Annotated in this window: 26 protein-coding genes, 1 other RNA gene and 1 pseudogene; 8 read left to right on the forward strand and 20 right to left on the reverse strand. The window is 43.8% G+C overall.

Annotated elements, in window-relative coordinates; genetic code table 11:
- The first annotated feature begins 150 nt into the window (after window positions 1-150).
- The 3 genes from dnaQ (at window position 151) to nudC (ending at window position 4,081) form a co-directional block, all read left to right on the forward strand.
- On the forward strand, window positions 151-1,536 hold the full coding sequence (gene dnaQ, locus PYW33_RS10630; RefSeq protein ID WP_004646366.1) for a DNA polymerase III subunit epsilon: 1,386 nt from the start codon (window positions 151-153) through the stop codon (window positions 1,534-1,536).
- A gap of 125 nt (window positions 1,537-1,661) precedes the next feature.
- Entirely contained in the window at window positions 1,662-3,305 is a 1,644-nt protein-coding gene (locus PYW33_RS10635; protein ID WP_004646365.1) for a hypothetical protein, read from the forward strand.
- The gene (nudC, locus tag PYW33_RS10640) at window positions 3,305-4,081 is read left to right on the forward strand and encodes an NAD(+) diphosphatase (protein WP_004646364.1); all 777 of its coding nucleotides are present in this window, start codon (window positions 3,305-3,307) and stop codon (window positions 4,079-4,081) included. Before PYW33_RS10635 ends, nudC begins: the two co-directional genes overlap by 1 nt.
- Window positions 4,082-4,185: 104 nt before the next feature.
- Here nudC and PYW33_RS10645 read toward each other — a convergent pair whose 3' ends face one another.
- From PYW33_RS10645 to PYW33_RS10660, 4 genes are all read right to left on the reverse strand, one after another.
- On the reverse strand, window positions 4,186-5,067 hold the full coding sequence (locus PYW33_RS10645; RefSeq protein ID WP_004646363.1) for an alpha/beta hydrolase: 882 nt from the start codon (window positions 5,065-5,067) through the stop codon (window positions 4,186-4,188).
- Window positions 5,057-5,743, reverse strand: a complete 687-nt coding sequence (locus PYW33_RS10650; protein WP_004279522.1) for a BON domain-containing protein — start codon at window positions 5,741-5,743, stop codon at window positions 5,057-5,059. The genes PYW33_RS10645 and PYW33_RS10650 overlap by 11 nt, the downstream gene beginning before the upstream one ends.
- A gap of 133 nt (window positions 5,744-5,876) precedes the next feature.
- Complete coding sequence (locus PYW33_RS10655) at window positions 5,877-6,293, reverse strand: YraN family protein (RefSeq protein ID WP_004646362.1); 417 nt, start codon at window positions 6,291-6,293, stop codon at window positions 5,877-5,879.
- Between the two features lie 11 nt (window positions 6,294-6,304).
- The gene (locus PYW33_RS10660) at window positions 6,305-7,264 is read right to left on the reverse strand and encodes a penicillin-binding protein activator (protein WP_004646361.1); all 960 of its coding nucleotides are present in this window, start codon (window positions 7,262-7,264) and stop codon (window positions 6,305-6,307) included.
- Window positions 7,265-7,274: 10 nt separating this feature from the next.
- Between PYW33_RS10660 and rsmI the strand changes: the two genes are divergently transcribed.
- Window positions 7,275-8,117, forward strand: coding sequence for a 16S rRNA (cytidine(1402)-2'-O)-methyltransferase (gene rsmI / locus PYW33_RS10665; RefSeq protein ID WP_004646360.1), 843 nt, complete (start codon window positions 7,275-7,277; stop codon window positions 8,115-8,117).
- Between the two features lie 91 nt (window positions 8,118-8,208).
- Here the strand turns inward: rsmI and PYW33_RS10670 are convergent, their stop codons facing one another.
- The 8 genes and pseudogenes from PYW33_RS10670 to PYW33_RS10705 form a co-directional block, all read right to left on the reverse strand.
- Window positions 8,209-8,463, reverse strand: coding sequence for a hypothetical protein (locus PYW33_RS10670; RefSeq protein WP_004646359.1), 255 nt, complete (start codon window positions 8,461-8,463; stop codon window positions 8,209-8,211).
- Between the two features lie 174 nt (window positions 8,464-8,637).
- Window positions 8,638-9,885 (reverse strand): FAD-dependent monooxygenase, encoded by a 1,248-nt coding sequence (locus PYW33_RS10675; protein WP_004646358.1) that lies wholly within the window; start codon window positions 9,883-9,885, stop codon window positions 8,638-8,640.
- Window positions 9,882-11,090 (reverse strand): 2-octaprenyl-6-methoxyphenyl hydroxylase, encoded by a 1,209-nt coding sequence (gene ubiH / locus PYW33_RS10680; protein WP_004646356.1) that lies wholly within the window; start codon window positions 11,088-11,090, stop codon window positions 9,882-9,884. Before ubiH ends, PYW33_RS10675 begins: the two co-directional genes overlap by 4 nt.
- A 105-nt stretch (window positions 11,091-11,195) precedes the next feature.
- Window positions 11,196-11,765, reverse strand: a complete 570-nt coding sequence (locus PYW33_RS10685; RefSeq protein WP_004646355.1) for a GNAT family N-acetyltransferase — start codon at window positions 11,763-11,765, stop codon at window positions 11,196-11,198.
- A 268-nt stretch (window positions 11,766-12,033) separates the two neighbouring features.
- A pseudogene (locus tag PYW33_RS10690) lies at window positions 12,034-12,799 on the reverse strand (IS5-like element ISAba31 family transposase).
- A gap of 354 nt (window positions 12,800-13,153) precedes the next feature.
- Window positions 13,154-13,393, reverse strand: coding sequence for a DUF378 domain-containing protein (locus PYW33_RS10695; RefSeq protein WP_004279510.1), 240 nt, complete (start codon window positions 13,391-13,393; stop codon window positions 13,154-13,156).
- A 292-nt stretch (window positions 13,394-13,685) separates the two neighbouring features.
- Complete coding sequence (gene pepP, locus PYW33_RS10700) at window positions 13,686-15,020, reverse strand: Xaa-Pro aminopeptidase (RefSeq protein WP_004646353.1); 1,335 nt, start codon at window positions 15,018-15,020, stop codon at window positions 13,686-13,688.
- A gap of 132 nt (window positions 15,021-15,152) precedes the next feature.
- On the reverse strand, window positions 15,153-15,785 hold the full coding sequence (locus tag PYW33_RS10705) for a UPF0149 family protein (RefSeq protein WP_004646351.1): 633 nt from the start codon (window positions 15,783-15,785) through the stop codon (window positions 15,153-15,155).
- 64 nt (window positions 15,786-15,849) lie between these two features.
- Here PYW33_RS10705 and PYW33_RS10710 point away from each other — a divergent pair, with 64 nt between their 5' ends.
- The 3 genes from PYW33_RS10710 (at window position 15,850) to ssrS (ending at window position 16,972) form a co-directional block, all read left to right on the forward strand.
- Window positions 15,850-16,407 (forward strand): hypothetical protein, encoded by a 558-nt coding sequence (locus PYW33_RS10710; RefSeq protein ID WP_004279506.1) that lies wholly within the window; start codon window positions 15,850-15,852, stop codon window positions 16,405-16,407.
- Window positions 16,404-16,691: a cell division protein ZapA gene (locus tag PYW33_RS10715; protein ID WP_004279505.1), complete on the forward strand. Its 288-nt coding sequence runs from the start codon at window positions 16,404-16,406 to the stop codon at window positions 16,689-16,691. Before PYW33_RS10710 ends, PYW33_RS10715 begins: the two co-directional genes overlap by 4 nt.
- A 97-nt stretch (window positions 16,692-16,788) precedes the next feature.
- A non-coding RNA gene (gene ssrS, locus PYW33_RS10720) (6S RNA) lies at window positions 16,789-16,972 on the forward strand.
- Window positions 16,973-17,180: 208 nt separating this feature from the next.
- Here the strand turns inward: ssrS and PYW33_RS10725 are convergent.
- The 7 genes from PYW33_RS10725 to PYW33_RS10755 all read right to left on the reverse strand — a co-directional run bounded on the left by PYW33_RS10725 (window position 17,181) and on the right by PYW33_RS10755 (window position 25,280).
- Window positions 17,181-17,342 carry a hypothetical protein gene (locus tag PYW33_RS10725; RefSeq protein WP_004646350.1) on the reverse strand — a complete coding sequence of 54 codons (162 nt, stop codon included), beginning with the start codon at window positions 17,340-17,342 and terminating at the stop codon, window positions 17,181-17,183.
- Window positions 17,343-17,649: 307 nt separating this feature from the next.
- Window positions 17,650-18,936 carry a PQQ-dependent sugar dehydrogenase gene (locus PYW33_RS10730; protein WP_370940763.1) on the reverse strand — a complete coding sequence of 429 codons (1,287 nt, stop codon included), beginning with the start codon at window positions 18,934-18,936 and terminating at the stop codon, window positions 17,650-17,652.
- Between the two features lie 214 nt (window positions 18,937-19,150).
- Window positions 19,151-19,858, reverse strand: a complete 708-nt coding sequence (locus PYW33_RS10735; RefSeq protein WP_004646348.1) for a GntR family transcriptional regulator — start codon at window positions 19,856-19,858, stop codon at window positions 19,151-19,153.
- An 11-nt stretch (window positions 19,859-19,869) separates the two neighbouring features.
- The gene (gene uca / locus PYW33_RS10740) at window positions 19,870-23,469 is read right to left on the reverse strand and encodes an urea carboxylase (protein WP_004646346.1); all 3,600 of its coding nucleotides are present in this window, start codon (window positions 23,467-23,469) and stop codon (window positions 19,870-19,872) included.
- 88 nt (window positions 23,470-23,557) lie between these two features.
- Window positions 23,558-23,785, reverse strand: coding sequence for a hypothetical protein (locus tag PYW33_RS10745; protein WP_004646345.1), 228 nt, complete (start codon window positions 23,783-23,785; stop codon window positions 23,558-23,560).
- A gap of 292 nt (window positions 23,786-24,077) precedes the next feature.
- Window positions 24,078-24,779, reverse strand: coding sequence for an IS1 family transposase (locus PYW33_RS10750; RefSeq protein ID WP_004646344.1), 702 nt, complete (start codon window positions 24,777-24,779; stop codon window positions 24,078-24,080).
- Between the two features lie 159 nt (window positions 24,780-24,938).
- A complete protein-coding gene (locus PYW33_RS10755) occupies window positions 24,939-25,280 on the reverse strand; it encodes a hypothetical protein (RefSeq protein WP_228127476.1) in 342 nt (113 codons plus the stop codon).
- A gap of 116 nt (window positions 25,281-25,396) precedes the next feature.
- Here PYW33_RS10755 and PYW33_RS10760 point away from each other — a divergent pair, with 116 nt between their 5' ends.
- Window positions 25,397-25,519: a hypothetical protein gene (locus tag PYW33_RS10760; protein ID WP_016806644.1), complete on the forward strand. Its 123-nt coding sequence runs from the start codon at window positions 25,397-25,399 to the stop codon at window positions 25,517-25,519.
- A 212-nt stretch (window positions 25,520-25,731) separates the two neighbouring features.
- Here PYW33_RS10760 and PYW33_RS10765 read toward each other — a convergent pair whose 3' ends face one another.
- Window positions 25,732-26,214, reverse strand: coding sequence for a VOC family protein (locus PYW33_RS10765; RefSeq protein ID WP_004646340.1), 483 nt, complete (start codon window positions 26,212-26,214; stop codon window positions 25,732-25,734).
- Between the last annotated feature and the right edge of the window lie 6 nt (window positions 26,215-26,220).

A 26,220-nucleotide genomic window follows, 5' to 3' on the forward strand; every position in this document is an offset into this window, starting at 1 on the left:
AGCATGTCGAAGACTCAAGCCAATAATTTACCGCGATTTCACGTTAAATGTTACAAGAAATTAAAAAATCCCGGACATATAGATTGATCGACTGCATTTGCGCTATACAATAAGCCTTCCAGCTTGTTCTATTTTGATCGGATTTAATCTATGTCACACACTATCACACTTTATGTTGATGGCGCCTGTCGCGGCAACCCGGGTTTAGGCGGTTGGGGTGCGTACATTGTTAACGGCCAACAAGAACACAAAATCTGTGGCGGTGAAGATCATACCACCAATAACCGTATGGAACTGACGGCTGCGATTGAAGGCATTTTATTTTGTGACAAGCAAGACAAACTGGTGATCTATACCGATTCCAAGTACGTCAAACAAGGCATTACCGAATGGATTCATGGCTGGAAAAAGAAAAACTGGAAAGACGTCAAAAATCCGGATCTGTGGCAAAAACTCGATGAAGTCTGTCAAGGACGCGATATTGAATGGCACTGGGTCAAAGGTCATGCTGGACATCCGGGCAATGAAATGGCCGATCAGCTGGCCAATCTGGGTGCTGATGAAACCCTGAAAAAATCCAAGCAAAGCCTTTCAATGTCTGAAGATAAAAAAAAATCTGAACCCGACTGGTTGCTAGATGATCCTTTCGGTCTGGATCTGGCTGAGAGTGAAGAAGAGCTGGAAGACCTGCCGGAAGAAATCATCGAAGTGACTGTTGAAGAAATTGTACAGACTGAAGTTTTAGCAACGGACAGCAATGAAGATGCTTCATCTTCAGACGCATCTGCCTCGACTGAGATACATCCGCAAATTGTCATTACACCGGCCAAGTTACAGCTGCATGGCCCACGACAGCTGATTCTGGATACTGAAACCACCGGTTTTTATTATCAGGATGGTGACCGGATTATTGAAGTCGGCGCGCTGGAAATGATTAACCGCAAACTGACCGGCAGCTCGATTCATATCTATATCAATCCGAAAACACCGGTCGGCGATTCCGTGAATGTCCACGGGATCACCGACGAATTCCTGCAAGACAAACCGCTGTTTGAAGAAATTTCTCAGGTACTGTTTGACTATTTACACGGCGCGGAAATTATTGCGCATAACGCGACCTTCGATATGAACTTCCTGGATATGGAATTCAAACGCGCAGGTTTTAAGGCGCTCTCCGAAGTCTGTGACGTCACCGATACTCTGGCACTGGCCAAGTCCAAGCATCCAGGGCAGAAAAACTCGCTGGATGCCTTAGTGCGCCGTTACGAGATTCCACAACGCGACCGTACCTTCCACGGTGCCTTGCTCGATGCGGAAATCCTGTCCGATGTTTATCTGGCGATGACCGGTGGACAGGTGTCTTTTGATATCGATGCCCTGTCCCAGTCTGAAGACCAGAACAGCCGTTCAGAGATGGCCAGAGTTGAAATTGAATTACCGGTGATTCTCCCGTCAGAACAGGAATTACAGGAACATGAGAATTGGGTCAAACAATTCGAAGAAAAACATGGAACTGCTTGCCTTTTCGCGAAATAAAATCTACATTTCCGGGGATACTTTAGGTTTAAAACTATCGTTCTTCAGTTATAGTAAATACAAAGAGGCCCCGTAGTTTAAAGCGGGGCTCATATATAGATAATACTCCAGGAAAGGTGCAGATCATGTCTTACCAAACCTCTATACATTTTGATCCAACAGCTTTACTGATAATAAAAAATGAGGTTGATAACTCGATCAAGTTAGTCGAATCAGCAGTAAGCACCTTGGTAGAAGACCAGACTTTACCTTTTGGTATTGATGATGCATTAAATCAGTTCGAACAATGCGCCCAGGTTCTGGCACTCATCGACATGTCCAGTCTGGCAAAAGTCGCTCAATATTCAGCAGAATTAATGCGCAAGATTATGGGGAATCCGGCGCAGGTCAATACTCAAGAAGTGATCGCCTTGAGTGAAGGCACCACTATGCTGAAACGCTATATCGAATTTATCTGTTTGCGTGAAGTAAAAATTCCACAGTTTTTGCTGGATACCCTGAACCGCTTGGAACTGGCTTTGGGTAAACCACTGACGACTGAAGGCCAGCATGTAGAATCGCTATTAGATTGCGTCACTCCTGATTTTGCGCTGCCACAGGCACCAAGTCTGGAAAAATCCCAATATGTACACCGTCTGTATAAGCTGTCACTCAACAAGCTGATCAATCAGGAAGAAAGTGAACTGGATTTGCAAGCCATCAAACTGGTGGGGGCTTATCTGGCCGGACTTGCAGAACAACATGACAGCAAGCAGTACTGGAATCTGGTATATGTCGCGTTAAACAATATTGAGCACCTGCTGATTAATGAGCCACGTCTACGCACCTTGGTGAGCATTGAGCGCAACATGGCACAGTATTTTAGCTCGGCAGACAGCTTCAAGGCTTCGCTGGCTGATCTGGCCAATGTGCTCAGCCTATGTATCAGTCAGGAAGATGAAACTGCGCAATCTATCCGTAGCCAGCTCAATGTGGGCGATGACCTGCTGACCGATATGCAATTACAGGTCTTCAGTCGCCATCTGTATGGCCCAGACTTTGAAACCATGCATACCATCAGCGAATTGGTGACCACGGAAATGGCGCAAATTCGTAATGACATCGAGTTCAACTATCAGAACATGACGCCTGAAAAGACTCAGGAACTGCAGGCACAACTGAATAATCTGGCGAATATCTTCAAGGTATTGAACCTGAATGAAGCCTATCATGACCTGACCCGTCAGGCCGCTTCACTGAGCCAGCCGGAGATGATGCAGGATGCCAGCTTTGCCCAGCAGTTGATGAATGTCATTCTGTCTGCCATGAACTCGATTGGCGTACTGGAACGTCATCACACTTCGAGCCGCTTGCAGCTGCGCGTCAACAACATGAATATTTCTCTGGACCGTCTGGATGAAGCACACGCTGCTTTACTCACAGAAACCAAGGCCCTGATCGAGCTTTCTAGCCAGATTCTCAGCAATTACCTGCAAGATCATGACTTGACTGCCCTCGAACCTGTTCCTGTACAGTTTTGCGAGATTGGCGGCGCGATGCTGTTCCTGAATGCAGAACATGTTCGTACTGCGTTCACCACCACTGCAGAATTCATCAAGAACCGTATTGATCTGTCGATTGCATTAAGTCCGGAAGAAATTCATCGTGCTTTAGACACCCTGGCCAGTGCCGACATGATGATTGATAACTTAAAGAACAAACAGCCTGTATTACAGGCGATGTTTCAGGTAGCATTGGACAGTAGTGAGAAACTCAAAATAGTTGCCTAATGTCCAAATTATCACTTGCTTATATTTTTCAACAACAGCAACTGCTGGTCGATCAACACTTTCAACTTCCACGGGTTGAAGCCTTAGCAAGTGATTTGCTACTCCACACGGGTGATCAGGTGATTGCCCGTGATCTTCTTCCCGATGAGCCGATTCCTGCAGGCTTGCAACTGGTTCCCATCCGTCAGCTGTTACAGTTCTGGAATACCCAGCAATTCGAACAGGCCAGCCGCGCAGTACAACTTTTAGAATGGCGTCGTAACCATAAGTTCTGTAGTCATTGCGGTACAGCGACTGAAGCGCATGCTGTTGAATATGCCATGGTCTGCCCATCCTGCAACTACCGGCAATATCCACGGGTACAGCCTTGCGTTATTACCGTCATTACCCGAGGCAAAGACGAGATTTTACTGGCCAAAAACGCGCGCAATACCAAAAGTCAGATGTATGGCCTGATTGCCGGTTTCGTTGAAGTGGGTGAAACCCTAGAAGATGCAGTACGTCGTGAAACGCTGGAAGAAGTCGGTCTGCATCTCAAAAATATCCAGTATCTGGCCAGCCAGCCCTGGCCTTTCCCAAGTAACCTGATGATTGCCTTCAAGGCAGAATATGCTGGTGGTGAGCTACAGCTGCAGGAAGAAGAAATTAGCGATGCGCAATTCTTTAAATTCGATCAGCTGCCTGAAATTCCGTTTAAAGGCAGTATTGCCCATGCCATGATCATGCATGTGACTCAAGGTACAGTAGTCGCAGATGATACCAAGACCTGGCTATAAATCTGCATTCGAAAGATTTAGCTCAACGGCTTAAAAAAGAATCCAGTGGATGTTCTCCCCTGGATTCTTTTTTATCTATTGCTTAGTTAAACCAAATATCAGTCTCAGGATTTAAATGCATCCTCGAGCGCCCAAAGCACCTGTGCCTTGGTCTGGAAAAACTGGCTAAACAAACTGGAGAGTGAACCCACAATCGTAATATGACCAAGTTTCGGAATTTGAATCAGATGGCTATGATTGCCCTTCTCTTTCAGTACACGGTCCAAATCCTGGCTATTGAAATGCCCAACAATCTTGTCTTTTTCGGCAATAAACAGATAATGCCGGATTGAGCTATTTTTAACAAAATAATAAGGCATCACCTGCTGATAAGGCACCGCCTGATCAAATGCATCGGCACAGATCGGATCATTTTTGTAATCAAAATGATAAGGCCCCGCCAGACCAATAATCGCCCGGATTTGATTGTGATCAATGCTGGCAGATTGCGGATGATACAAGGCAGACATCACATTGAATGCCCCGGCAGAGTGTCCCATCAAGACCAGATTTTCAGCACAGATCTGCAACTGTCCAGCTGACTGCTGCAAATGATTCAGTAACAAATGCAGATCATGAATATAGGTCGGAAAAATATGTTGTGGCGCCAGATGATAATTCATCACCACCACATCATAACCTTCTTTAGCAAAGGACTCGCCAATAAACTGATAATCCTTTTTATCGCCATGCAACCAAGCACCGCCATGCACAAACACAATCAGGGGACGATGTGGCAAAGGCTGCTGACTCCGAAACAGGTCAAAGCGTTGCCGGGATTTCAAGCCATAGGCCAATTGGGTTTCGACTGTGTAACCTTGTTTCGGAGTTAAACGATTTAAAGCATAACTACCAAAATCGTATAACCGGAAATCTTGATAGTGCTGTTGAAACTGCAAAATACGCTGTGAGAGTTGGGTTTTAAACTGGCCGACCTTATGGTTCATAGGTCGGTTCAACCGTATCAGGATCAATCGCCACTGGCGTCTGTTCAATACCCGGCTGCGCATATGCCGGTGCGGCAAAGTTTTGATTAGCCAGACTTGAATATTGCTCCACATTATCAATTAGGGTCACAATTTTAGTGACATTACCCACCTGTTGTAACACCTGATTCAGGTCAGCAATCTCGGCACCATTTAAACGACCCATCACATACAGTACGCCATCTTCAGTATGCACATGCACTTTACTATCCGCTACCACAGTCGCTTTCATGATCAAGCCACGGGTATTTGCAGTCACCGCAGTATCCTGCATGATGGTGCTATAGCTGATCTGATTGCCGACAGTAATAAAATTATGTACCGCTTTGACATCACTCATGGATTTGACATTATCTTCAGCCAGTTGCTTTAAATGGGCATCCGGCACCTGACCGGTCAACAAGACATTGCCATGGAAACTTTCAATATTGACCCGGGCCTGCTTAAAGCGCGAATCCAATTTATAAAGATTAATTTTTGCAGTACGGACAATTGAGGAATCAATAAATACCTGCCCCAAGGTACGCGCCCCACTTTCAGTTCCGACAGGAGCCGTACCTGTGCCGCTGGAAATAAAACTTGCACAACCTGATAAACTTGCGACACACAGCATTGTTATTGCAATACGCTTAACCACTCAGCAAGACTCCTTCATTTTATTACGTCTTTTTCAATCTAATAATCTGTTTTCAAGCTCAGATCATGTCAATTCTGCTTGAACTTTACAATGATCTTGAAGCAAATATAAGCATCTTTAGACCTTATTTTGTTCAAAGGTTAATAAACTCTTGATCAAAAGTAAAAGCATTTTCAATCCATTCCAGATCATAAGGGTATTGCGAAAAGTCATGCTGTATGGTTTTTGCAAATTGCTGTTTAAAATCAAAACAAATCACGTCAAAACGATAGTAATAGTGTGCAAATTGTGGATTTTTCTGAATAAAGCACATCGCAGTCTTGAGCATCTTTCCCTGTTTTGCTCTGGAAATCGACTCGATCGCTTGCGCATATCGGGTTTGCGCACGTGCTTTGACTTCCACAAAGACCAGTTCCTGATCACACACCAGAATCAGATCCAGCTCGCCATAGCGACTGTGATAATTGGCTGCCAGGAACTGAAATCCATGGTTTTGCATCAATTGGGCCGCTTGCTGCTCCGCCCATGCACCTAATTGCTGTCGCAGCATTGCTCTTTCGCTCATAGTAGCTTGACGCCTGTGCCACTGTACTGGAAACATTCTGGACTACGCTGAATGCTGTGTTCACTGATCTGTATCCGGCCAGTTCTACCCTGAAATTCAATATTCTGTGAACGCGGTTGTGACAGGTACTGCTGGGTGATCTGCCAGGCATCGCCACCGAAGGCAATCAGCCACTGATAGGACATATCCACCGGCTCTTTGACATAAGCCTGTAGAACATCCGGCCAGTCAGCCAGATAAAGTACCGGAACATCACAGAACTTGATCCCTTGTGGCAGCTTGTGCTGCTCGCTGATCGCATTGGCTACGGTATACATCCGTTTACGGCTTAATTCCGGTATAGTAGCCAGGCCTTCTGCATTGCCGAGGAATAACAGCCCCTGCTTCGGCATTAAAAAAATGGGTGCCTTGTTCACGATCTTAAATTTCAGATCACTCTGACTGAACAATGACATCAGCAACAGTTCATGCTCAGCTTCACTGCCCGGCTGGCGTAAAATCAGCAGCTGTTGAATTCCATCTTTGTGCAATAAGGTTTTTAAGGCAGCAGCATCTTCTTTTTTGGACAGGCTGAATTGCCAGACTTGGGGTAATGACCCTGCTACATCATTCAGGCTGAGGGTACGTACTTTAGGTTTGCTCTTGAGTAGTTGTTCCACATCGCTACGTGCCAATGGACCCACCACCATTTTGGTCTTTTTATTGACATGCTGTTTCAGTAGCTGGGAGATATTTTTCTGATTGGAATTGACCCATTTTAATGGAACTTTCTGCCCGGAAGTAGCATAAGCACTGAGAAAACCCTGTTTGATACTCGATGCAGCTCGCGCCAAAGGCCCGGATTCGGGTAGAATGATCAGCACTTCTGCTTGTACGCTGCTGATGTAGCTGACTAAACACAAGCCCAATATTTTATTTTTAATCTTCCATTTTTTATTATTCAATTTATTCCACATGGAGAAACCTATGAGTGCTCAGTTATTTGTTGTTGCGACTCCAATCGGGCACTTAGATGATATGAGTTATCGTGCAATTCAGGTGTTGAAGTCGGTGAGTCTTATTGCTGCTGAGGATACACGAACTTCCGCACAGTTGCTTAAACACTTTAATATTCAAACACCTCTGACTGCCTGTCATGAGCATAATGAAAGCAACAAGATTGATCAGCTGATCCAGCGCCTGCTCAATGGCGAAGATATGGCCCTGATCAGTGATGCTGGCACTCCCCTGATTAGCGACCCTGGCTTTAAATTTGTCCGGGCTGCTCAAGCGCATAATATCCGCGTGATTCCCGTTCCTGGTGCTTGTGCTGCGATTGCAGCTTTAAGTGCAGTCGGCTTGCCGAGTGACCGTTTCAGTTTTGAAGGTTTTCTGCCATCCAGACAAAGTCAGCGTCTGCTAAATCTGGAAAAACTGAAAGATGAAACCCAGACTTTAATTTTCTATGAAGCACCGCACCGGATTCTGGAGTCCGTTAAGGATATGGCCAGCGTTTTCGGAGCAGATCGCCCGGTCGGTTTTGCGCGAGAAATCACCAAGACTTTTGAAACTATCAAGAAAATGACCTTGGGTGAATTGGTGGAATTCATTAGCAATGATCACAATCAGCAAAAAGGCGAAATTGTTCTGGTGATTGGCGGTGCCACCGAAGAAAAAGATCTGGATCAAGAAAAGCTGGATAAATTATTGAAACGTTTGTTACAGGACCTTTCGGTCAAAGCAGCATCACAGTTGGCAGCAGATTTAACGGGTATTAAAAAGAAAATCGCTTATCAACGTGCTTTAGAACTGACTTCGGCAAACGATTAATTGCTCTAGATATTTCTATCTCGTTTTGATTTGTAAAAAAAACACCACAATTGATGTGGTGTTTTTTATAAGAGACAAGTTAATCAATAACTTATTCTTTGGCTACTGATTCATCTGCCGGAACTTCAACAATACGACCACCACTGGCAAGGAAAGCCGCAATCTCGTCTTCCAGTGCTTGACGCTTTTTCAGCTTTGCAGTGACGGTCAAAGTTTCAGCTTCTACAAGATCGGTATCACTGACGACCTCTGTGCTATCGACCGCGCCTTTTTCAGCTGCTTTTGCTTCATCATCGTCAACGATTGAATCTTCAACGTCGTCATCATAATCATTCATGTCTGTCATTTGCATCTCCCCAAAAATGGCGCTTGCTTGGTATTCCAAGCCAGGTATCGAATTAAGTGAAATTTAGCAATCTCTTTGGGCTTCGCCTAGTACTAAACATCAAAAAATCGTATCTTTTTTAAACAAAATCGTTACTCTTTATTGATGTTTGTTTAAAAAATTTACATTTCTGTCTTAAGCTGCGTAGCGTGTGTCTTTAAGTAAACTCAGACCGTTGGCCTGCGCCATAAATGCATCTTTCAACATGGGCTGATTTTCTACCTGTTTCAGGCCGAAATTGCGTGCCCAAACCATCGGGAAGAATAAAGTGGTTTCCATCCAGCCAATCGCAGACATGCTGTGCATCATGGCATCGTTCTGACTTTTACGGCGATGCTCATAGCGTTTTAGGGTTTGTTCATGTGCCCATACGCCACGCGCCTGATCATGCAGTAAAACATCACAAAGTATCGCAGCATCCAGACAGCCAATATTCACCCCTTGACCTGCCAGCGGATGAATCACATGTGCGGCATCTCCAATCAGGGCTAAACCATCTTGAACATATTGTTGGGCAGCGCGGGCTTTTAAGGGGAAAGTGGCACGTAGTGTCGCCTCTAAGACTTCACCCAGCATATGCTGGCTTTCACGGGTCAATAGCTGGGTAAATTCAGCATCGGGGAGCGCTGCATATTCTTCAGCATAATCCTCTGGCAAAGTCCAAACAATCGATTGCCAATGTCCCTGCTCTTCCGGACTAAGGCTGGCCATGGGTAAAAAAGCCAGAGGGCCGGTTTCGAGAAAAATCTGACGTGCCATATGCTGATGAGGTTGTGCAGTTTTAATGGCACAACTGATGCCCGCCTGTTTATAGTCCAGTACATCAATATCGATGAAAGCTTGCTCACGAACAAAGGAATTGGCACCGTCGGCGCCGATCACCAGCTTGGTTTTAAGCTGAGTACCATCGGCCAGATGAATAATCCACACACCGACGTCACGTTCAACGCGGCTGACTTTGACCTGTGTTCTATAATCTTGAACATCTTCAAGCATCTTTTGCTGAATGGCCAGATTCAGAATGCTTGGTTCCACCATCGAACCTAAAGCCTGTTCTAGCGAGGGTGTTTTTTCTGAAGGCTGGCCGAAATTGATTTCGCCATAGCCATTTTTATTCCAGACCTGCATGCCGGTATAAGGCTGCTGCCGTGCCAGGTTTTCCCAGACCCCCACCGTCTTTAACAAGTGAATGGTTGCCTGACTGAGAGCCAGGACACGCGGATTGGCCACCTTTAAGGTTTTATCTGCATCCAGAATTGGCGCTGCATCCAGAACTGTAGGCTGCATGCCACCTTGGGCTAACAAAAGCGCTGTAAGCCCACCCACCAATCCACCGCCAATAATGACGACGTCTAATATTTCGTTAGTTTGATTTAAGCTCATGCTTTTAACCCCATGGCATAATTTGCAACCAGTGGCTTGATGCCTGGAATCGTATCAAAAGCGATTAAACCCGTATTACGAATCAGCTTTAAAAATGGATTCTGGTTACTAAAGCCACGCACCACTGAATCACAGAATTTGATCACTCGTTGCTGGTCACTGAGACGAGATTTTTCATAGTCTTGTAATATTGCAGCATCGCCCAAGTCTGCGCCTTGTGCTTGCTGTTCCTTGAGGTAACGCACCAATACATGCGCATCACGCATACACAGGTTAAAACCCTGACCAGCCACCGGATGAATCGTATGTGCTGCATTGCCCATCAACACGACACGGCCAACAGCCTGTTTTTCAGCTAACACTTGAGATAAGGGAAAACTGAACCGTTTTCCGGTTTTCTGGAACTTTCCGGCACGATCGCCATACGTTTCCTGCAAGGCATCGAGGAAATGCTGGTCATTTTCATCTCCCAGCCATTCTCCTTCAGTACCTTTTTTCACTGGCCAGACCACGGAACGGCGATATTCGCCCGGCAATGGCAACAGTGCCAAAGGCCCTAAATGACTGAAACGCTCAAAGCCCACATGACCATGTGGCTTAGACGTTTGTACTGTGGTCACAATTGCAACCTGATCATAATCATGTTCTGACGCACCAATACCCAAGGCTTTACGGCAGAAAGAATCCCGTCCATCGGCGGCAATAACCAGTTTGGACTGTAATTTTAGTGATGATTCACCACGCTGAGCTTCGATATAAGCAAAGTCTGTATCTTGGATAAGGGAGGTCACTTGAACACCATCAATCAATTCAATTAATGGCTCTTTTTTGACTTGGGTCAGCAGTACACGACCGAGCCAGGCATTTTCAATGACCTGACCAAAGCTTTCGACTTTTTCCTGCTCGGCTTTCAGTCGGGCCTTACCAAAGCTGCCTTGTTCGGTAATATTCACTTCCAGAATTGGGGTAGCATGTTCTTGCAAGGCATTCCAAAGTCCAAGTTCCTGATAAATCTGCACGCTACGGCGTGACAAGGCACTGTTACGTGCATCAAAACTGGAATGATAGGGCGCAAGATTTTCATCATCATAATCTGGATATTTGATGGCTTCCAACAGTTTGACTGCAATATTGGTTTTCGCCAACATTAATGCGAGGCTTAAGCCGACCATACCACCACCGACAATGATGACTTCTTGTTGCATGCTTACTTCCTTATTTGTTTATTCGCATCTATGGCGAATTACATAAAACGTATACTGGTTTTATCTTACCTCAAGGCTTTAAATTTTTATAATGATTCGTTTTATTTAGTTTTCTTCATGATGATCCAGCCTATATTGAAAAACCAAGACATCACGCTTTTCAGTACCCAACTTCGGCAATACAGTATAAGCACTGATCCGTTTAACAACTTTAAACCCTGTCTTTAACAGCACTTGGTGTGCCTGTACATGTTCTGCATCGCAGAAAGTATCCAGTAATTTAAGTGGGAGATATTGTTTAAAATGCTGAATCACCGCTTTCATCGCCTCAAGCATATAGCCCTGACCCTGAAATCGAGGACCAAGTTCGAAATGAACTTCAAGGCTGCTATTTTGCTGTTGAATGATCGTTAGTAACCCGATTGCCAGATGACTTTTTCGCTCAGCAATCACCCATGAAAATCCTTTAATCGGTTGCTGCCAATAGCTTAACGCCCATTTCTGCAACATCTGCTGAGTTTGACCGACTGTTGTATGCACCTGTCGTTGTAAGTATTTTGATGCTTCAACGTCGCCACAATACTCTTGGAATAATGAAAATTCATCTCCAACTTTATATGCTCTTAACTCCAACCAAGTTGTCTTTAATTCAGCAACTAAAATATTTATACTCACTTTTATCAACTCGGCATTAAAAAACGGAATGTTGTAATTTCATTTGGCACTTATACGATTCGATCGCAAACCTAGTCAAATTGGTATAACTCGATCTACTCGCTTCGCACAATTTTGAATACATACTGATGCTCGTAGATCCTGAATGATAAAATTGTGAATCAAGCCATTTATAAATAAGCTGATAATCACTGTCAGGAGCAGAAGGCCCATTTTCAATCACTATTATTTTCTTATTTTTAGAGAGTTTTATAGGGTCTGTTGACATTTACTGTTCATAATTAACCCTATAAAGGTAGCCATAAAAATATACAGGCTAAAGCAACAGAACTTTGATAATTTCTTTTGAGCTTGTCATATCGAGTAGCTATTCCTCTAAATTGCTTTAATCTACAAAATATATTTTCAACTAAATGCCTGATTTTATATAAATACCAGTCCATATGGTCATTGTTCGATTGGCTATTTGTTTTCTTTGGTATATTCGCTTTAGTCCCTGTTTTCCTGATCTGTTCACGCAGTGGTTCTGAATCATAGCCTTTATCTGCACATACCACTTTTGTCTCTTTTAAATCTAATGTTGATATTAAATCAGGTGCAACTTTAACATCATGTGTGGTTCCATCGGTAATCATGAAATCAATAGGATTGCCATGTGCATCAACAATCAAATGTATTTTTGAGGAGTTTCCTCCTACACTTTTAGAAATAGATTGATTCGCTATGCCGGCAGAATGTTGATGAGCACGTACATGAGAGCCATCAATAAAAATCCACTCCATATCGGGGCATGAGGCTAGTAATTTGAATAATCTAAGTAACTTACCGCTGCTTGACCAACGATTAAAACGTTTGAAAATAGAGTTTGAATGACCAAAACAGCAAGGAATATCTCGCCACGGACAGCCTGTTCTAATTCTATAGAGAATAGCTTCAATAAAATTGCGTAAATTTGAGTTGTGGTGAATGGATAAATTACGCAGAATAACTTTCAACTTTTGCCAGTGTTGATCTGTCAGCATGGTACGAGGCATAGCGAATAGTAAAATTGGGTTTGGCGATTTGATTTTACTACTTCGCTATTTTTTTAAGCTAAAAGTGTCAACACACCCTAAATATAACTCGATTTTTTAGCTAACAGATATTTTAAAAAAAATTTATCCAACCATGTACAACCTAATCTTATTTGTATGATAGTAATCATTAATCTTTAGCTAAGTGTTGTTGTAGATCTGAGGATGATTCTATTAATAACCTATAAACACCTATATAAAAAACCCCGGAAATATACCGAGGTTTCTTCATCTTCCACACTATTTCTATCCTCTCGGCAAGTTACTCGAAGACATGAATCCTATCTTGCAAGAAACTCGCCCAAGAAGATTAGCTTAACGCACAATATTGGTATGATGATCTGTGTGGTGTACTGTTTTACCCAACTTCGTTCCTGTATAAATCAGGTACAATGCCGACAAACCAACCAATACATAAACAATTCGAGATAAGGCGCTCATATCACCAAAGATTGCAGCGACCAAATTAAAATCGAATGCACCAATTAAACCCCAATTAATGCCACCAATGATTGTTAAAGCATAAGCAATCCAGTCAATCGTATTTAATCTCATAAGTGTTCTCCTGCTGTTATTTAAGTTTATTTAAGGATCAGAGAAAGTATGAGAATCTCAGCGCATTTAATATGTAGCTTTGATGCTAAAAACAGATTTTCTGTGTTGACTTCCTGTCACTTTTTAAGCTGTAAATTTTACTTAGGTTAGTTTTATTTGACTTGTTCGAGATAAACGTAAGCTAAATCACTTTTTGATCGATTCGATATAGCTAGGAATTCTTGTTTAAAACGGCATAGAAATGTCATAAAAAAAGCCGATCTCGCGACCGGCTTTCTGTATTTTTCTTGGATTAGGCAGCGCGCGCTTTCGCCATCAATGCTTCAATCTCTTCTACCGTTTTGACAACTTTCGCAGTTAAAACCAGCGGGCCATTTGCAGTGGCTACCACATCATCTTCAATTCGGATGCCAATTCCACGCCATTTGGCATCCACTGTTTCATCATCAGGCGCGATGTAGAGACCCGGCTCAACGGTCACGACCATGCCCTCTTCATACGAGCGCCATTCACCATCAACCTTATAAGCACCGACATCATGCACATCCATACCGAGCCAATGCCCCGTACCGTGCATGTAGAACTGACGAAAAGCTTCTTTTTCTATAATCTCGTCGATATTACCCTGCATCAAGCCAAGATCGAGCAAACCCTGCACCAAAATACGCACTGCAACATTGTGAGGTTCTTTATACGAGTTACCAATTTGCACGGCATTGATCGCAGCGATTTGAGCATCCAGTACTACGTTATATAAGGCTTTCTGTTCCGGACTGAATTTACCATTTACCGGAAAGGTACGGGTAATGTCTGAAGCATAGAACTGATATTCAGCTGCAGCATCAATCAGGACTAAATCGCCATCTTTCAGTTCTTTGTCATTTTCTACATAATGCAGGATGCAGGCATTCTCACCGCCACCGACAATACTGTTATAAGCCGGAACACCGCCATTTTTGCCAAAGACATAATTCAGCTCGGCTTCCAGCGCATATTCCATCATACCCGGACGTACTGCTAGCATCGCTTGCATATGTGCATCAGCAGAAATATCGGAAGCAATCTGCATCAGTTCGATTTCATTTGCATCTTTATGCAGACGCATTTCATCAACAATACGATCCAGCTGAATGACTTGCGCTGGCGCAGAAGTACCACGACGGCTTTCACCACTTGCAGTTGCAATCCATTTGGCGACACGCGCATCAAACTCTGCATGCTGTCCAATGCGATAAAATAACTGATCTTTATTTTGTAACTTTTCTAAGATTTCTTCATCCAGCAAATCAATCGCATAGGCTTCATCTGCATCATAATCCTGAATAGCCCCATCAATACCCGCGCGGTAGCCATTCCAGATTTCCATTTCACGGTTGCGTTCACGACAGAACAAACTGTAGCTATAGCCTTCTTCTTCAGTGTCAAAGGTTTCAATCACAGCCACAGCTTCAGGTTCCGCGAATCCGGTTAAATAGAAGAAACTACTGTCTGCACGGTATTTATAATCTGCATCACGGTTACGCATGGCTACCGGACTGGTCGCGATAATAGCGATACTGCGTAAACCGATTTCCCCTGCGAGGATTGCGCGACGTTCCTCAAAAACTGCCTGTGTCAATTTCTTCATTACACCTTACTTCTTTCTTATCGATCAATACTTGTATTTAGAATATAGTCTTGAAATCAGACTATAGATTTCACTGTAACAGCAAAATATATGCCTGAATTCAAGCAGCTGATGGTTCACCTCAGCATTTCATCAGCTTGGACGTTTAGGCGAGAAAATCTCGACCACACTTTGCGCGTCTGTAACAGCGGCTTTAGGCTGATTTTTTTGACTAAATTGCTGTAAGAGTGGTGTTTCTTCAACTTCGACCTTTTTACGCCCTAAAGACAGGCTGACAGGAATCAGACGCACAAATTCGTACAATTCCTGATAGCTTTCTTCACCTTCGGCATCATCGTCTGAGTCTTCAAATTCAACTGCGGCTACATCTTGTAAATGTTCAATCAGCTCAACTTCATCCTGACGGATATGTCCTGAAGCCAGTCCGAAACCTAAGACCACGCCTGCACACCAGTCCGCCAGAGCCTGTACGCGTTCTGAAAGCACATGCTCATCATCAGGCAGCAAAGGTAAATAATCCAGCTCATCTTCAGACAGTGCATGAAACACATCTTCAGCTTCGCCCGTCAACAACTCTAATGCTTCGGCATCCAGTTCAGGTACATCCAGTGTTTCTAAAATCTGTAACCACTCTTCACTGCTTGGCGCCTGGGTGACACAAACAATGCCAGTTAGCAAACCATGTAGTTCGCTAGGGCTAGAAATTTCCTCAATTGAAGAAAAATTGCGGTGCCATTCGGTCCAACCTGAAATATCGTCTTGCATTCGTTTATCCAATCTTTATACTGCTTATATATTACCTTTGTTTGCAACACTGTGCGACCTCGATATGTTAGAAGAATTACAGCGTCTACAAGTGCAGATCGGCGTGTTAAAAACGCGACTTGCACGGCTTGAAAGTGAAAATTCCAGTTTGCGCGAAGAGCAAGACTCTTCAATGATGCAACATCAACAGCAAATTGAACAAAAAAACAGCGTGATTGCGCAAAAACAACAAGAAAATGAAAATCTGACAGAACAATTGACGGATTCTCGTGCCCAGTTTCAACTGCTTAATAATGATGCAACTGCACTGGCAGACCGTTATGGTCGTCTGGAAAAAAGCTGTACCGACCTGAAAAACCGTTTTCAGGAAATTCTGGCTGAACGGAATGAACTGCGCGTAGTTAAGGAAAAGATGATCCTTGAACAGCGTCATGCCCAGCAGGAAATTCAGCGTCTGACTCAGGAATCTGAACGTTTAACCCAGAAAAATGAAAATGCCAAAGCCAAGGTTGAAGCGATTATTCAACGTCTGGCCATTCTTGGCACTGCGCAGGATCATCACGCACAGGAAATTCAACAACTGGCCCATCCGACTGAAGCGACTGAGGAAGCCTCATCATGAGTGAACAAATTGCAATTGATCTCAGAGTATTGGGGCATAGTTTCCGTTTGGCCTCTACTCCTGACAAGCAGGAAGAATTAGAACGCGCGGCACAGTTATTAAATGACAAATATGATGAATTTCGCCGTAAAGCACCACGCATGGAACCTAGCAAGCTGATTATTATGGTTGCACTTGAGCTGATGCAGGAGGTCTTGAATATGAACAGATCACTGCAACAATATGCGCATTGCGAGCGTTTGTTACAAACTATTTTAGAAGAAGTTGAAGAACTGACTGAATAATCTCGAATTCTGTTTAAACTTCGGACATTCGACCGAACTGTTTACAGTTCATGAACAGCATAGAGTTGCCACACCGGGATTATTGTTTATAATTAACTTAACTCTGAGGTGTTCGCCAGCGGGTCTATTCCCCTGCCGATACTAACACTTATGGGTGTGTTCTGTATATTTAGAGTGTATGCCCATCTCCGTATGGGAAACCCAGCAAGTATACGTCGCATCCTCCTTGAACTCATCGGGTTCAGGGTAACGACACATGCAGCGGCATCTTCGGAGTACTTCAATTTCGTTTTCAAAATATAATTATAATTTTTCCTGAATTTCCTCTTATTTTAATTTTGTAGTATTTCTCTCGAACATTCCTCTAGATTCATTTTATTGATGTATTCATCATCTGGAATGAAAAAAAATCTTTAGCTATAAAAAAGATAGGGCTTTAATTACTTCCGTCAAAATCAAACAATCTTTCAGTAACTTATTTTCCTATTTTCAGGCTATTTTATCCCGATATAAAGTATGCATGGCCCAGATTGCAGCAGGAATCCAGCCTAAAATCGAAATATGAAGCATTAAGCATACTGTGGCTTCGGCTGGTCGATGAAGGGTCATAAATAATGACCAAGGGAAAATAAATGCAACAATTGATTTCATTCTTAAAACCCTCTTTTTTTGCAACGTTCTAACTTTTATATCCAGTTTTTATTGGCACTTAAAACTGGCACTTAGATTTAGATATTTTTAATAGGATCAGCAGAATCTCTGTACATGCTGTAATCCCGCGTAAAAATATCCTGAAAGCCTAATTCAGCCAGCTTAAATGAAGCTTAAAAATTATTTTAAATCCGCTAGCCTTTGCATATTTTCAATCAAAATATTGACGTTTGAATGAAACAGTCTTTGCTTTAACTTTTACTTTCCACAGATTCAGATCCGAATAAAATCCTGAATCCCTAAACCTTTATTTACTTACTGCAGCTGGTGTACACAAGGGTGATACTCGCCAAATCACATCACCGACATCATCAGCAACCAAAATGGCACCTGAAGAATCTACCGCCACACCGACCGGTCGCCCATATGCATCGCCCTGATCGCTTAAGAATCCAGTCAAGATATCTTGAGGTGGGCCCATCGGTTGTCCATTTTGAAAGGGAATAAAAATCACTTTATAGCCACTGTGCGGTTTGCGGTTCCATGAACCATGCTGGCCAATCAGCGCACCGTTTCGATATTGAGGCATCAGATCTGCCCTATAGAAGGCCAAGCCCAATGATGCAGTATGATTGCCCAATGCATAATCTGGTGGAATGGCCTGCGCAACTTGCGCAGGATTTTGCGGTTTGACCCGGGTATCTACATGTTGGCCATAATAACTATAGGGCCAGCCATAAAAAGCGCCTTCTTTGACAGAGGTCAGATAATCAGGAACCAGATCATTGCCGAGTTCATCACGTTCATTTACCACCGTCCAGAGTGTGCCACTCTGGGGTTGCCAGTCCATACCATTCGGATTACGCAGTCCGGTAGCAAAAGGTCGCGCTTGAGCACTGGCTATGTCAAATTCCATGATTAGTGCCCGGCCCTGCTCCTGCTCTAGGCCATTTTCAGCGACATTGCTGTTGGAACCCACTGTAATATAGAGTTTGCTGCCGGCAGGATTGGCAATGACATTTTTGGTCCAGTGATGGTTTAAACGGCCTGCCGGTAAATCCAGCACCTTGGTACCGGCTGCTGTAATTTGAGTCGCACCGTTCTGATAAGGAAAGCGCATTAGGGCATCAGTATTCGCCACATACAACATATTGCCGACCAGTGCCATGCCAAATGGAGAATTGAGATTCTGTAAAAATACGATTTTTTGTTCAGCCACCCCGTCTCCATTGCTATCGCGAAGCAGACTGATGCGGTTGGCACTGGGGTGCGATGAACCTGCACGTTGCATCACCCATTTCATGATTTTGCCTTTGATCCCTTTGCTGTCATCGGGCTTAGGCGGTGCATCGGTTTCAGCCACCAGTACATCACCATTCGGCAATACATACAGCCAGCGCGGATGCTGCAACCCTTTGGCAAATGCCTGAACTTTTAAACCTGTCGCTGTTGTCGGCATTTTACCTTCAGGCCAACCTTTAGCAGGTGCAATATTGACCGTAGGCAGCAAGCTTGATTTTGGTTTGGGCAAATGTGGCTGGGAACCATAACTGTCATTGATGGGCGATTTGGAAGGCATGGTACATCCAGTCATGGTTAAGAGAAGTGCACAGCCGGCACCTGTAAGTAAAAGTTGAATAGGCTGATGAAGCATTTTTATCTCTTGTTATTATCATCCTCAACTTACTTTAAAAAACAATTTGAGATGCCACTAGCGGGTTCTTGTTTTTTCTGGTTATGAATTGGTTATCAATTTTAAGTCAGGTCTGATATTTTTCTTGCTATAAAATAAATTTATCCTGATTAACTTACGCAGGACTAGAGGATAACATTTCCAGTGTAATTTTTTTCACCTCATTACGGCTGTGCCGGATATGGGCATCCAATATAGAGAGACAGAACGCTGCATCTTGTGCAAGTAATCCCCTTAAAATCTGTTGATGTTCGGCATAGGTGGCCTCAATCCGATAATCTTTGGAAAAATCCAGACGGCGTATGATGCGAATTTTCTCGCTGATCTCACTATGTATTTTTGCCATTTCTGTATTGCCGGCTGCAAATACCAAATGACAATGAAATGCTTCATCTTGTGCAGATAACCGCCTGAGATCATAGATATATTGTTCTGGTTGAATACACCAGGTTTGAATCAAAACAGCCAGAGCAACCTGCAACTGGTCTTTGGGCATCTGACAAAGTTGTTCGACTGCATAACCTTCCAATAAAATCCGCAGATCATACAGTTCTTCATAAACTTTAAAGTCTAGTGACCGAACCTTCCAGCCACTTCTAAACTGCACCTCGACATAACCTTCCTGCTGCAAGCGATACAAAGCTTGCCGAATAGGTGTACGGCTGACGGCATAGCTTTCAGCAATTTCCGATTCGGTAAACCGCTCTCCCGGCATCAGTTTAAAGTCAAAAATATCATTTTTAATTTTCTGGAGAACCAGCTCAGACAGATTGTCTGAGCTTTTTCCGGTCGCTTTAGTACTTGGATTGCGAACAATAGTCATGGCTCACTCCATTACTCCATATAGACCAGTGGCTCACCACTATGCACGGTCTGACCAGAACGGCAGATAATCGCTTTAACGATACCATCATCGTCAGCATAGACCGGCAGTTCCATTTTCATGGCTTCAATGATGGCCACCGTGTCGCCTTTTTTCACAATCTGCCCCGCTTCTACAAAAATCTTCCAGATATTGCCGGTCATAGAGGCGTTGAGAGGGACATACTGGCTGTAATCGGTGTCATCCTGCAGCACTTCTATTTCTACAGGTGCATCAAACTCGTCTTTCCAGCGTTCTACCTCGGCACTAAAAGCAGCCTGCTGCTGCGCTTTAAAGGTGGCAATGCTGTCCTGTTCTGCAGCAAGGAAATCCTGATATGCTGCAAAGTCAAACTCGCATTCCTCAATTTTGATTTCTGCCAGACCATGGGCGAAATCAGCACGGAACTGATCCAGTTCGGCCTCAGTGACCTCATAATATTTAATCTGGTCAAAAAAGCGTAAGAACCATTGCTGATCGCCAAACTGCTTGTTCTTTTTAAACTTATTCCAGATCGGTACGGTACGGCCAATCAACTGATAGCCACCCGGTGAGTCCATGCCATAAATACACATATACATACCACCAATCCCGACTGTACCTTCAGCGGTAAAAGTACGGGCCGGATTATATTTGGAACTCAGTAAACGGTGGCGCGGATCAATGGGCACTGCACAAGGTGCAGTCAGATATACATCACCTAGCCCTAAAATCAGATAATTGGCATCAAAAATAATGTCTTTAACTTGCTGACGAGTGTTTAGACCATTGATTCGCTGAATAAAATCGACATTATTCGGTAGCCATGGGGCCTTGGCACAGACACTTTCCTGATAACGCTCAACCGCACCCAGAGTCGCTGAGTCCTCAAAGGCCATGGGTAAATGGATAATTCTTGAAGGTATTTTAATGTCACGTAAATCACCCATCTGTTCTTCAAGACCAAGCAGGAAGTGAATCAGTTGCTGCTGGCTCAAACGCAGACCATCATATTTAATCTGCAAGGATCGCACACCAGGTGATAATTCCAGGATACCGTCAAGATCAGCTTCACGGATCAGTTGCATCAAGCGGTGTACGCGCAGGCGTAGGGCCAAATCCAGTACGTTATCACCGTATTCCAGCAAGATATAACTGTCACCTGCCTGACGATATACAGCTTTTGGTGCATCTGGCGTAGCTTCACGCAATGCCAGGATACTTTCTGCCTGAACTGTAACGATTTCAGCCTCGCTGGTTATCTCTGCCTTGGCAAAGTTTTGAAGGGTTTGAATTTGCTGCCGCTCCAGCGCATTGGCCTGCTTTACCGAGATTGGATAGAAGCTAATCGTGTCATCGGCTTTCAGTTGACCAATTTTCCAGAGTTCAGCTTTGGCAATGGTCACCGGACAGACAAAGCCACCCAGGCTCGGACCATCTTTGGCAAGAATTACGGGGAAATCACCGGTAAAGTTAATCGCACCAATGGCATATTCACAGTCATGTACATTGGATGGATGCAGACCCGCTTCACCGCCATTTTCACGCGCCCAGCTTGGCGTCGGTCCGGTTAAACGGATACCCAATCGGTTCGAGTTAAAATGCACTTTCCAGCTTGATGCAAAAAACTCCTCAATATATTCAGCTTTAAAGAAATCAGGAGCGCCATGCGGACCATAGAGCACACCAATTTTCCATTCCTTGCCATAACTTGGAATCAGATCTGTTGCCAAAACTTCAGGTTCTGCAATCGCTAAAGGTAGACCATCGGCCGGCAGCTCAGGATTCACCATCTTAATCATGTCACCAGCCCGTAACACTCGGCCTGCATGTCCACCAAAATTACCTAAAGCAAAGGTAGAACGGCTACCCAGATATTCCGGCACATTCAGACCATTTCGTACAGCCAGGTAGGTCCGGCATCCAGATTCAACCTGTCCAATTTTTAGGGTTTGGCCTGCTTTTACCTGAATAGGCTGCCAGAAATTTACTGCTTCATCATCCAGACTTACCGGACAAGGTGCGCCAGTTAAAGCAATGATATTTTCTGCATGAAATTTGAGGATTGGACCTTGCAGGGTAAATTCAAACCCGGCGGCGGCCTCGACATTTCCAACAATTTTATTGGCCAGCCGGAAGGCATAATCATCCATTGGGCCTGAAGGCGGTACACCAATATCCCAATACCCGACACGACCCGGATAATCCTGAATCGAACTTTGTGTACCCGGCTGAATCACCTCAATCACATTCGGCACATATTTGAAATCATCCAGCATGCGTGTCCAGATCTGCATCTGTTCAAAACGTGGATCTGAAATAACAGTATGCACATAATCCAGATTGGTACTAATACCATTCAGGCGAGTTTCAGCTAAAGCTGATTTAAGCGTATGAATGGCAGTATCACGATCTTCAGCATGCACAATAATCTTGGCAATCATCGGGTCAAAGTATTGGGAAATTTCAGTTCCGGTACTCACCCAGGTATCAACCCGGACATTTTCCGGAAAAAAGACATCGGTCAAAATCCCTGGACTCGGCTGGAAATTCTTAACTGGATCTTCGGCATAGATGCGTACTTCAATCGCTGCACCTTGAGGCTGAATACTGCTTAGATGCTTCCAATCCAGAGTATCACCTGCTGCAACTTTCAACATGCATTCAATCAGGTCTAAACCGGTCACCATTTCAGTCACCGGATGCTCCACCTGCAAACGGGTATTCACTTCAAGGAAATAAAACTCGTCACGTGCTGTATCGTAAATAAACTCAACCGTACCGGCACTGCGATATTCCACCGATTTGCCCAGTTCAACTGCCGCCTGATGCAATTTTTGACGGGTTGCTTCAGGTAACTGTGCCGCTGGTGTTTCTTCCACAACCTTCTGATTACGGCGCTGCAGTGAACAGTCACGCTCGCCCAAAGCCACCACTTGCCCCTGACCATCCCCAAAAATCTGTACTTCGACATGACGGGCTTTATCGAGAAAGCATTCTAAAAATACTCCGGCATCTTTAAAGAACTGCTCGCCCAGACGTTTTACACTTTCATAAGCCTCCTGAAGTGCCTCGGCATCATCACAACGGGTCAAGCCAATTCCGCCACCGCCTGCTGTACTTTTCAGCATAATTGGATAACCAATTTTTTCAGCTTCTGCCAAAGCTTCGTCCAGACTATTTAGCAGACCTGTACCGGGAGTCATCGGTACATTGGCAGCTGCAGCAAGTTCACGGGCACGATGTTTTAAACCAAACTCTAAAATTTGCTCAGCTGTTGGTCCCATGAAAGCAATATTATTTTCTTCGCAGGCACGGGCAAAGTCAGCACTTTCTGACAGAAAACCATAACCTGGGAAAATTGCTTCAGCCCCGGTATTCTTGGCTGCAGCAATCAGTTTTTCAATACTTAAATAGGTATCACTCGGTTTGGTCCCTTCTAAGGACACTGCAATATCTGCATCAATCACATGCTGTGCATAACGGTCCGTTTCTGAATAGACGGCTATACTGGTTACGCCCATTTTTTTTAATGTGCGAATGGCACGAACGGCAATTTCGCCGCGGTTTGCAATCAATACAGTCTTAAACATATGAATCCTCTGTTATTTTATCTATTTTCTGAATCTGCCGAATTGATCTATTTTTTTGATTAAGCTGCTGCATATAAGCCTACCGCCGTCACTGATCTCTGGCAGCCTCTGATACATACAGTCCGAAATACAGTTTTTTGAATACATCAATTTTTGTTTGAATAAGATATGCAGCAGTCCTAACCGAAATCCAGGCAGGTTCATTCCCCTCAAGTCGGGCAATGAATTGAGCCAAGTTATTCAGTGGAAGCATTTTTTGCTGATCGGCATCGCGGCATGCTGGGACTATCCAGCCGATCATTTTCTGATGAAGCATTCTGTATCCAATCTTGTATCCAAGTTTGAATACAGTTATGCAGAACTTATGCCAGTTTAATTTTTATTTTATTTTCAATATCTTAATAAAATTTAAGATGTATAAATTAGGGAGAATTTCATTGGATGGTTGTTTTTGGTTCAGCCTGTTTTCAATTCAGTGCAAAAATTATTCTGAAACTCATATTGCATGATCTGCATCATCTCAACTTTTGCAATGCTCATATAAAAGCCCATCTGTTGATGAGCTTCTAAGTGAACTATTCGGTGGTGTTTCAAAAAGTATGCTGGCGTTAAACAAATCCGTTATTAAGGTAAAAGAAAGTCAAATCAAAGGCTTTAAAATGATTTTCGAGCTTTTTAGAAAAGTTGCAACTTCTCCTAAATCCACGCCTGATTCGATGACGAATTCTACAGTTGTTACCTTCAATACCGACGGTAAAAAACTTACCGATCACTTGCTTGCAACATTGAAATGTTGTGATAAAACTATCCCAGTGATCACTCGCAATTCCAGCATATTGAACCCCAAGCTTTTTAAGTCTAGCTTTAAGACGTTGAACCGTTGCTAAATCCCGCTTACCCCAAACATAAGCAACAACTTCTCCAGATTCTCGATGGTAGGCATAAATAAGCCATTGTTTATTTTTCTTATTCCCTACAAAAGTCCAAAGTTCATCGACTTCAAGACATTCGTAGTGGCTTTGTTTAGGCTGAATCTGATAGATCGATTCACTTAAGGTTCGTAATACCTTGCCAATGCTGATACGCTCGACTTCAGCAATATCTCTTACACCGCTTCCTCTGACCATTAAATGTAATATCTTGCCGGTAATACCTGAGTTACATCCTTGATAGCTTAATGCATGATCACCAATAAACTGACGTTTGCAATCTTTGCATTGATGGTTTTGTTTCCCATCTACTTTGATGCCATTTCTCTTTATATTGTTACTTAGACAGGTAGGACATTTGATTTGTAGCGTTATTTTCATACCTCTATTTTATCAAAAGCCATATTGTTTTTTTCAGCATACTTTTTGAAACACCACCAACTATTCTATTTGTAGCTTAGTACAGTCATAAAAATTGAGTGTATTAAATACCTGAATTGAAAGGTTTGAATCAGCGTGTATTCGTCATTACGGTATTCACTATTTCACCGGGATCATTAAGTGCTGATAAGGCGTCCCAGACCACATGACATAGGGCAAAGCGGTATCCGGTTGCTTATGCTTAGGATACATATCATAGAAACGAGCTTCAGCACCGACGATCATGACATGGGGACCCGTTTTGACCCAATGATTGCCCGCACTAGGCTTCTTGGCATAGGGATCAACATTACTGGCATCCGTACCACCTGCCAGCATATACATAAAGCCTACTTTCCCGACTGTGGGCAGTTTATGTCCCATCCAGGCCTCTGCCCATTCTAGAGCGGCCTGATCCATACACATTGGGTCTGGACCTGGCGTAGTCGGATTATCAGGCATACAGGTAAACCCATTATTGCCCTTGCGCAAGGTACGCATTTTGCCATCTGCACCGACAGCGACAATCGTGGCCGCAGCGGCTACTTTTTTTAGGTGCGGCAGTCATAGCACTTGCAATGGCTTTCTTATCGGCGGCAGAGGAAGCTGCACCTGAGCTAGCTTTGCCCGACATGGGCGGTTCAACGGCTAAAGCGGCAGGTGCAGACAGGGCGACCCATCCCGCCATAAACAGTAATTGAGGAAAATTCATGGCACATTCTCCTTGAATCATCATGAAGAAATTGGATTTAGGTTCAAATCAAGTTGGATTGATCTGAAATTTTTGTAACGGATCCTTATAGAGTTGAGGGATAATTTGAGTTGATAAAAAGAAAGGAGAAGATTTAACTATTGCAGTGAAATTGCGCTACACAGCAATATCAACTCGAATGAAAGACAATATCTTTGGCGCTTAACCATGAAATGCCGCTTCGATCACGGAGATGTCAATTTTTTTCATGGTCATCATCGCATTAAATGCGCGCTTGGCCGCAGCGCGGTCAAGACTGTTACAGGCGTTGATGAGGACCACTGGCGTAATCTGCCAGGAAATGCCCCACTTGTCTTTACACCATCCACACTCACTTTCCTGACCACCATTGCCAATAATGGCATTCCAGTAACGGTCTGTTTCTTCTTGGTCTTCAGTCGCCACCTGAAATGAAAATGCTTCATTGTGTTGAAAGTCAGCGCCACCATTCAGTCCAATGCAGGCAACGCCCATCACCGTAAATTCAACGGTGATAACATCGCCTTCTTTTCCGGAGGGATAATCTCCGGGTGCAAGATTGATCGCGCCAACTGAGGAGTCTGGAAAGGTTTCTGCATAAAATCGTGCTGCACCTTCGGCATCGTCATCATACCAAAGACAGATGGTGTTCTTGGCAATATTCATCATGTT

The organism is Acinetobacter lwoffii (assembly GCF_029024105.1).
Taxonomy (GTDB): Bacteria; Pseudomonadota; Gammaproteobacteria; order Pseudomonadales; family Moraxellaceae; genus Acinetobacter; species Acinetobacter lwoffii.

Coding starts and splice junctions, on each gene's coding strand:
- PYW33_RS10705 (WP_004646351.1), bottom strand. CDS start 15,785: ATGCAAGACGATATTTCAGGTTGGACCGAATGGCACCGCAATTTTTCT.
- PYW33_RS10760 (WP_016806644.1), top strand. CDS start 25,397: ATGGCTTTCTTATCGGCGGCAGAGGAAGCTGCACCTGAGCTAGCTTTG.
- PYW33_RS10755 (WP_228127476.1), bottom strand. CDS start 25,280: ATGCCTGATAATCCGACTACGCCAGGTCCAGACCCAATGTGTATGGAT.
- PYW33_RS10730 (WP_370940763.1), bottom strand. CDS start 18,936: ATGACTGGATGTACCATGCCTTCCAAATCGCCCATCAATGACAGTTAT.
- PYW33_RS10655 (WP_004646362.1), bottom strand. CDS start 6,293: ATGCTGCGACAGCAATTAGGTGCATGGGCGGAGCAGCAAGCGGCCCAA.
- ubiH (WP_004646356.1), bottom strand. CDS start 11,090: ATGCAACAAGAAGTCATCATTGTCGGTGGTGGTATGGTCGGCTTAAGC.
- PYW33_RS10715 (WP_004279505.1), top strand. CDS start 16,404: ATGAGTGAACAAATTGCAATTGATCTCAGAGTATTGGGGCATAGTTTC.
- PYW33_RS10765 (WP_004646340.1), bottom strand. CDS start 26,214: ATGAATATTGCCAAGAACACCATCTGTCTTTGGTATGATGACGATGCC.
- PYW33_RS10735 (WP_004646348.1), bottom strand. CDS start 19,858: ATGACTATTGTTCGCAATCCAAGTACTAAAGCGACCGGAAAAAGCTCA.
- dnaQ (WP_004646366.1), top strand. CDS start 151: ATGTCACACACTATCACACTTTATGTTGATGGCGCCTGTCGCGGCAAC.
- PYW33_RS10710 (WP_004279506.1), top strand. CDS start 15,850: ATGTTAGAAGAATTACAGCGTCTACAAGTGCAGATCGGCGTGTTAAAA.
- pepP (WP_004646353.1), bottom strand. CDS start 15,020: ATGAAGAAATTGACACAGGCAGTTTTTGAGGAACGTCGCGCAATCCTC.
- PYW33_RS10745 (WP_004646345.1), bottom strand. CDS start 23,785: ATGCTTCATCAGAAAATGATCGGCTGGATAGTCCCAGCATGCCGCGAT.
- PYW33_RS10695 (WP_004279510.1), bottom strand. CDS start 13,393: ATGAGATTAAATACGATTGACTGGATTGCTTATGCTTTAACAATCATT.
- PYW33_RS10645 (WP_004646363.1), bottom strand. CDS start 5,067: ATGAACCATAAGGTCGGCCAGTTTAAAACCCAACTCTCACAGCGTATT.
- nudC (WP_004646364.1), top strand. CDS start 3,305: ATGTCCAAATTATCACTTGCTTATATTTTTCAACAACAGCAACTGCTG.
- PYW33_RS10725 (WP_004646350.1), bottom strand. CDS start 17,342: ATGAAATCAATTGTTGCATTTATTTTCCCTTGGTCATTATTTATGACC.
- PYW33_RS10750 (WP_004646344.1), bottom strand. CDS start 24,779: ATGAAAATAACGCTACAAATCAAATGTCCTACCTGTCTAAGTAACAAT.
- rsmI (WP_004646360.1), top strand. CDS start 7,275: ATGAGTGCTCAGTTATTTGTTGTTGCGACTCCAATCGGGCACTTAGAT.
- uca (WP_004646346.1), bottom strand. CDS start 23,469: ATGTTTAAGACTGTATTGATTGCAAACCGCGGCGAAATTGCCGTTCGT.
- PYW33_RS10670 (WP_004646359.1), bottom strand. CDS start 8,463: ATGACAGACATGAATGATTATGATGACGACGTTGAAGATTCAATCGTT.
- PYW33_RS10635 (WP_004646365.1), top strand. CDS start 1,662: ATGTCTTACCAAACCTCTATACATTTTGATCCAACAGCTTTACTGATA.
- PYW33_RS10675 (WP_004646358.1), bottom strand. CDS start 9,885: ATGAGCTTAAATCAAACTAACGAAATATTAGACGTCGTCATTATTGGC.
- PYW33_RS10660 (WP_004646361.1), bottom strand. CDS start 7,264: ATGTGGAATAAATTGAATAATAAAAAATGGAAGATTAAAAATAAAATA.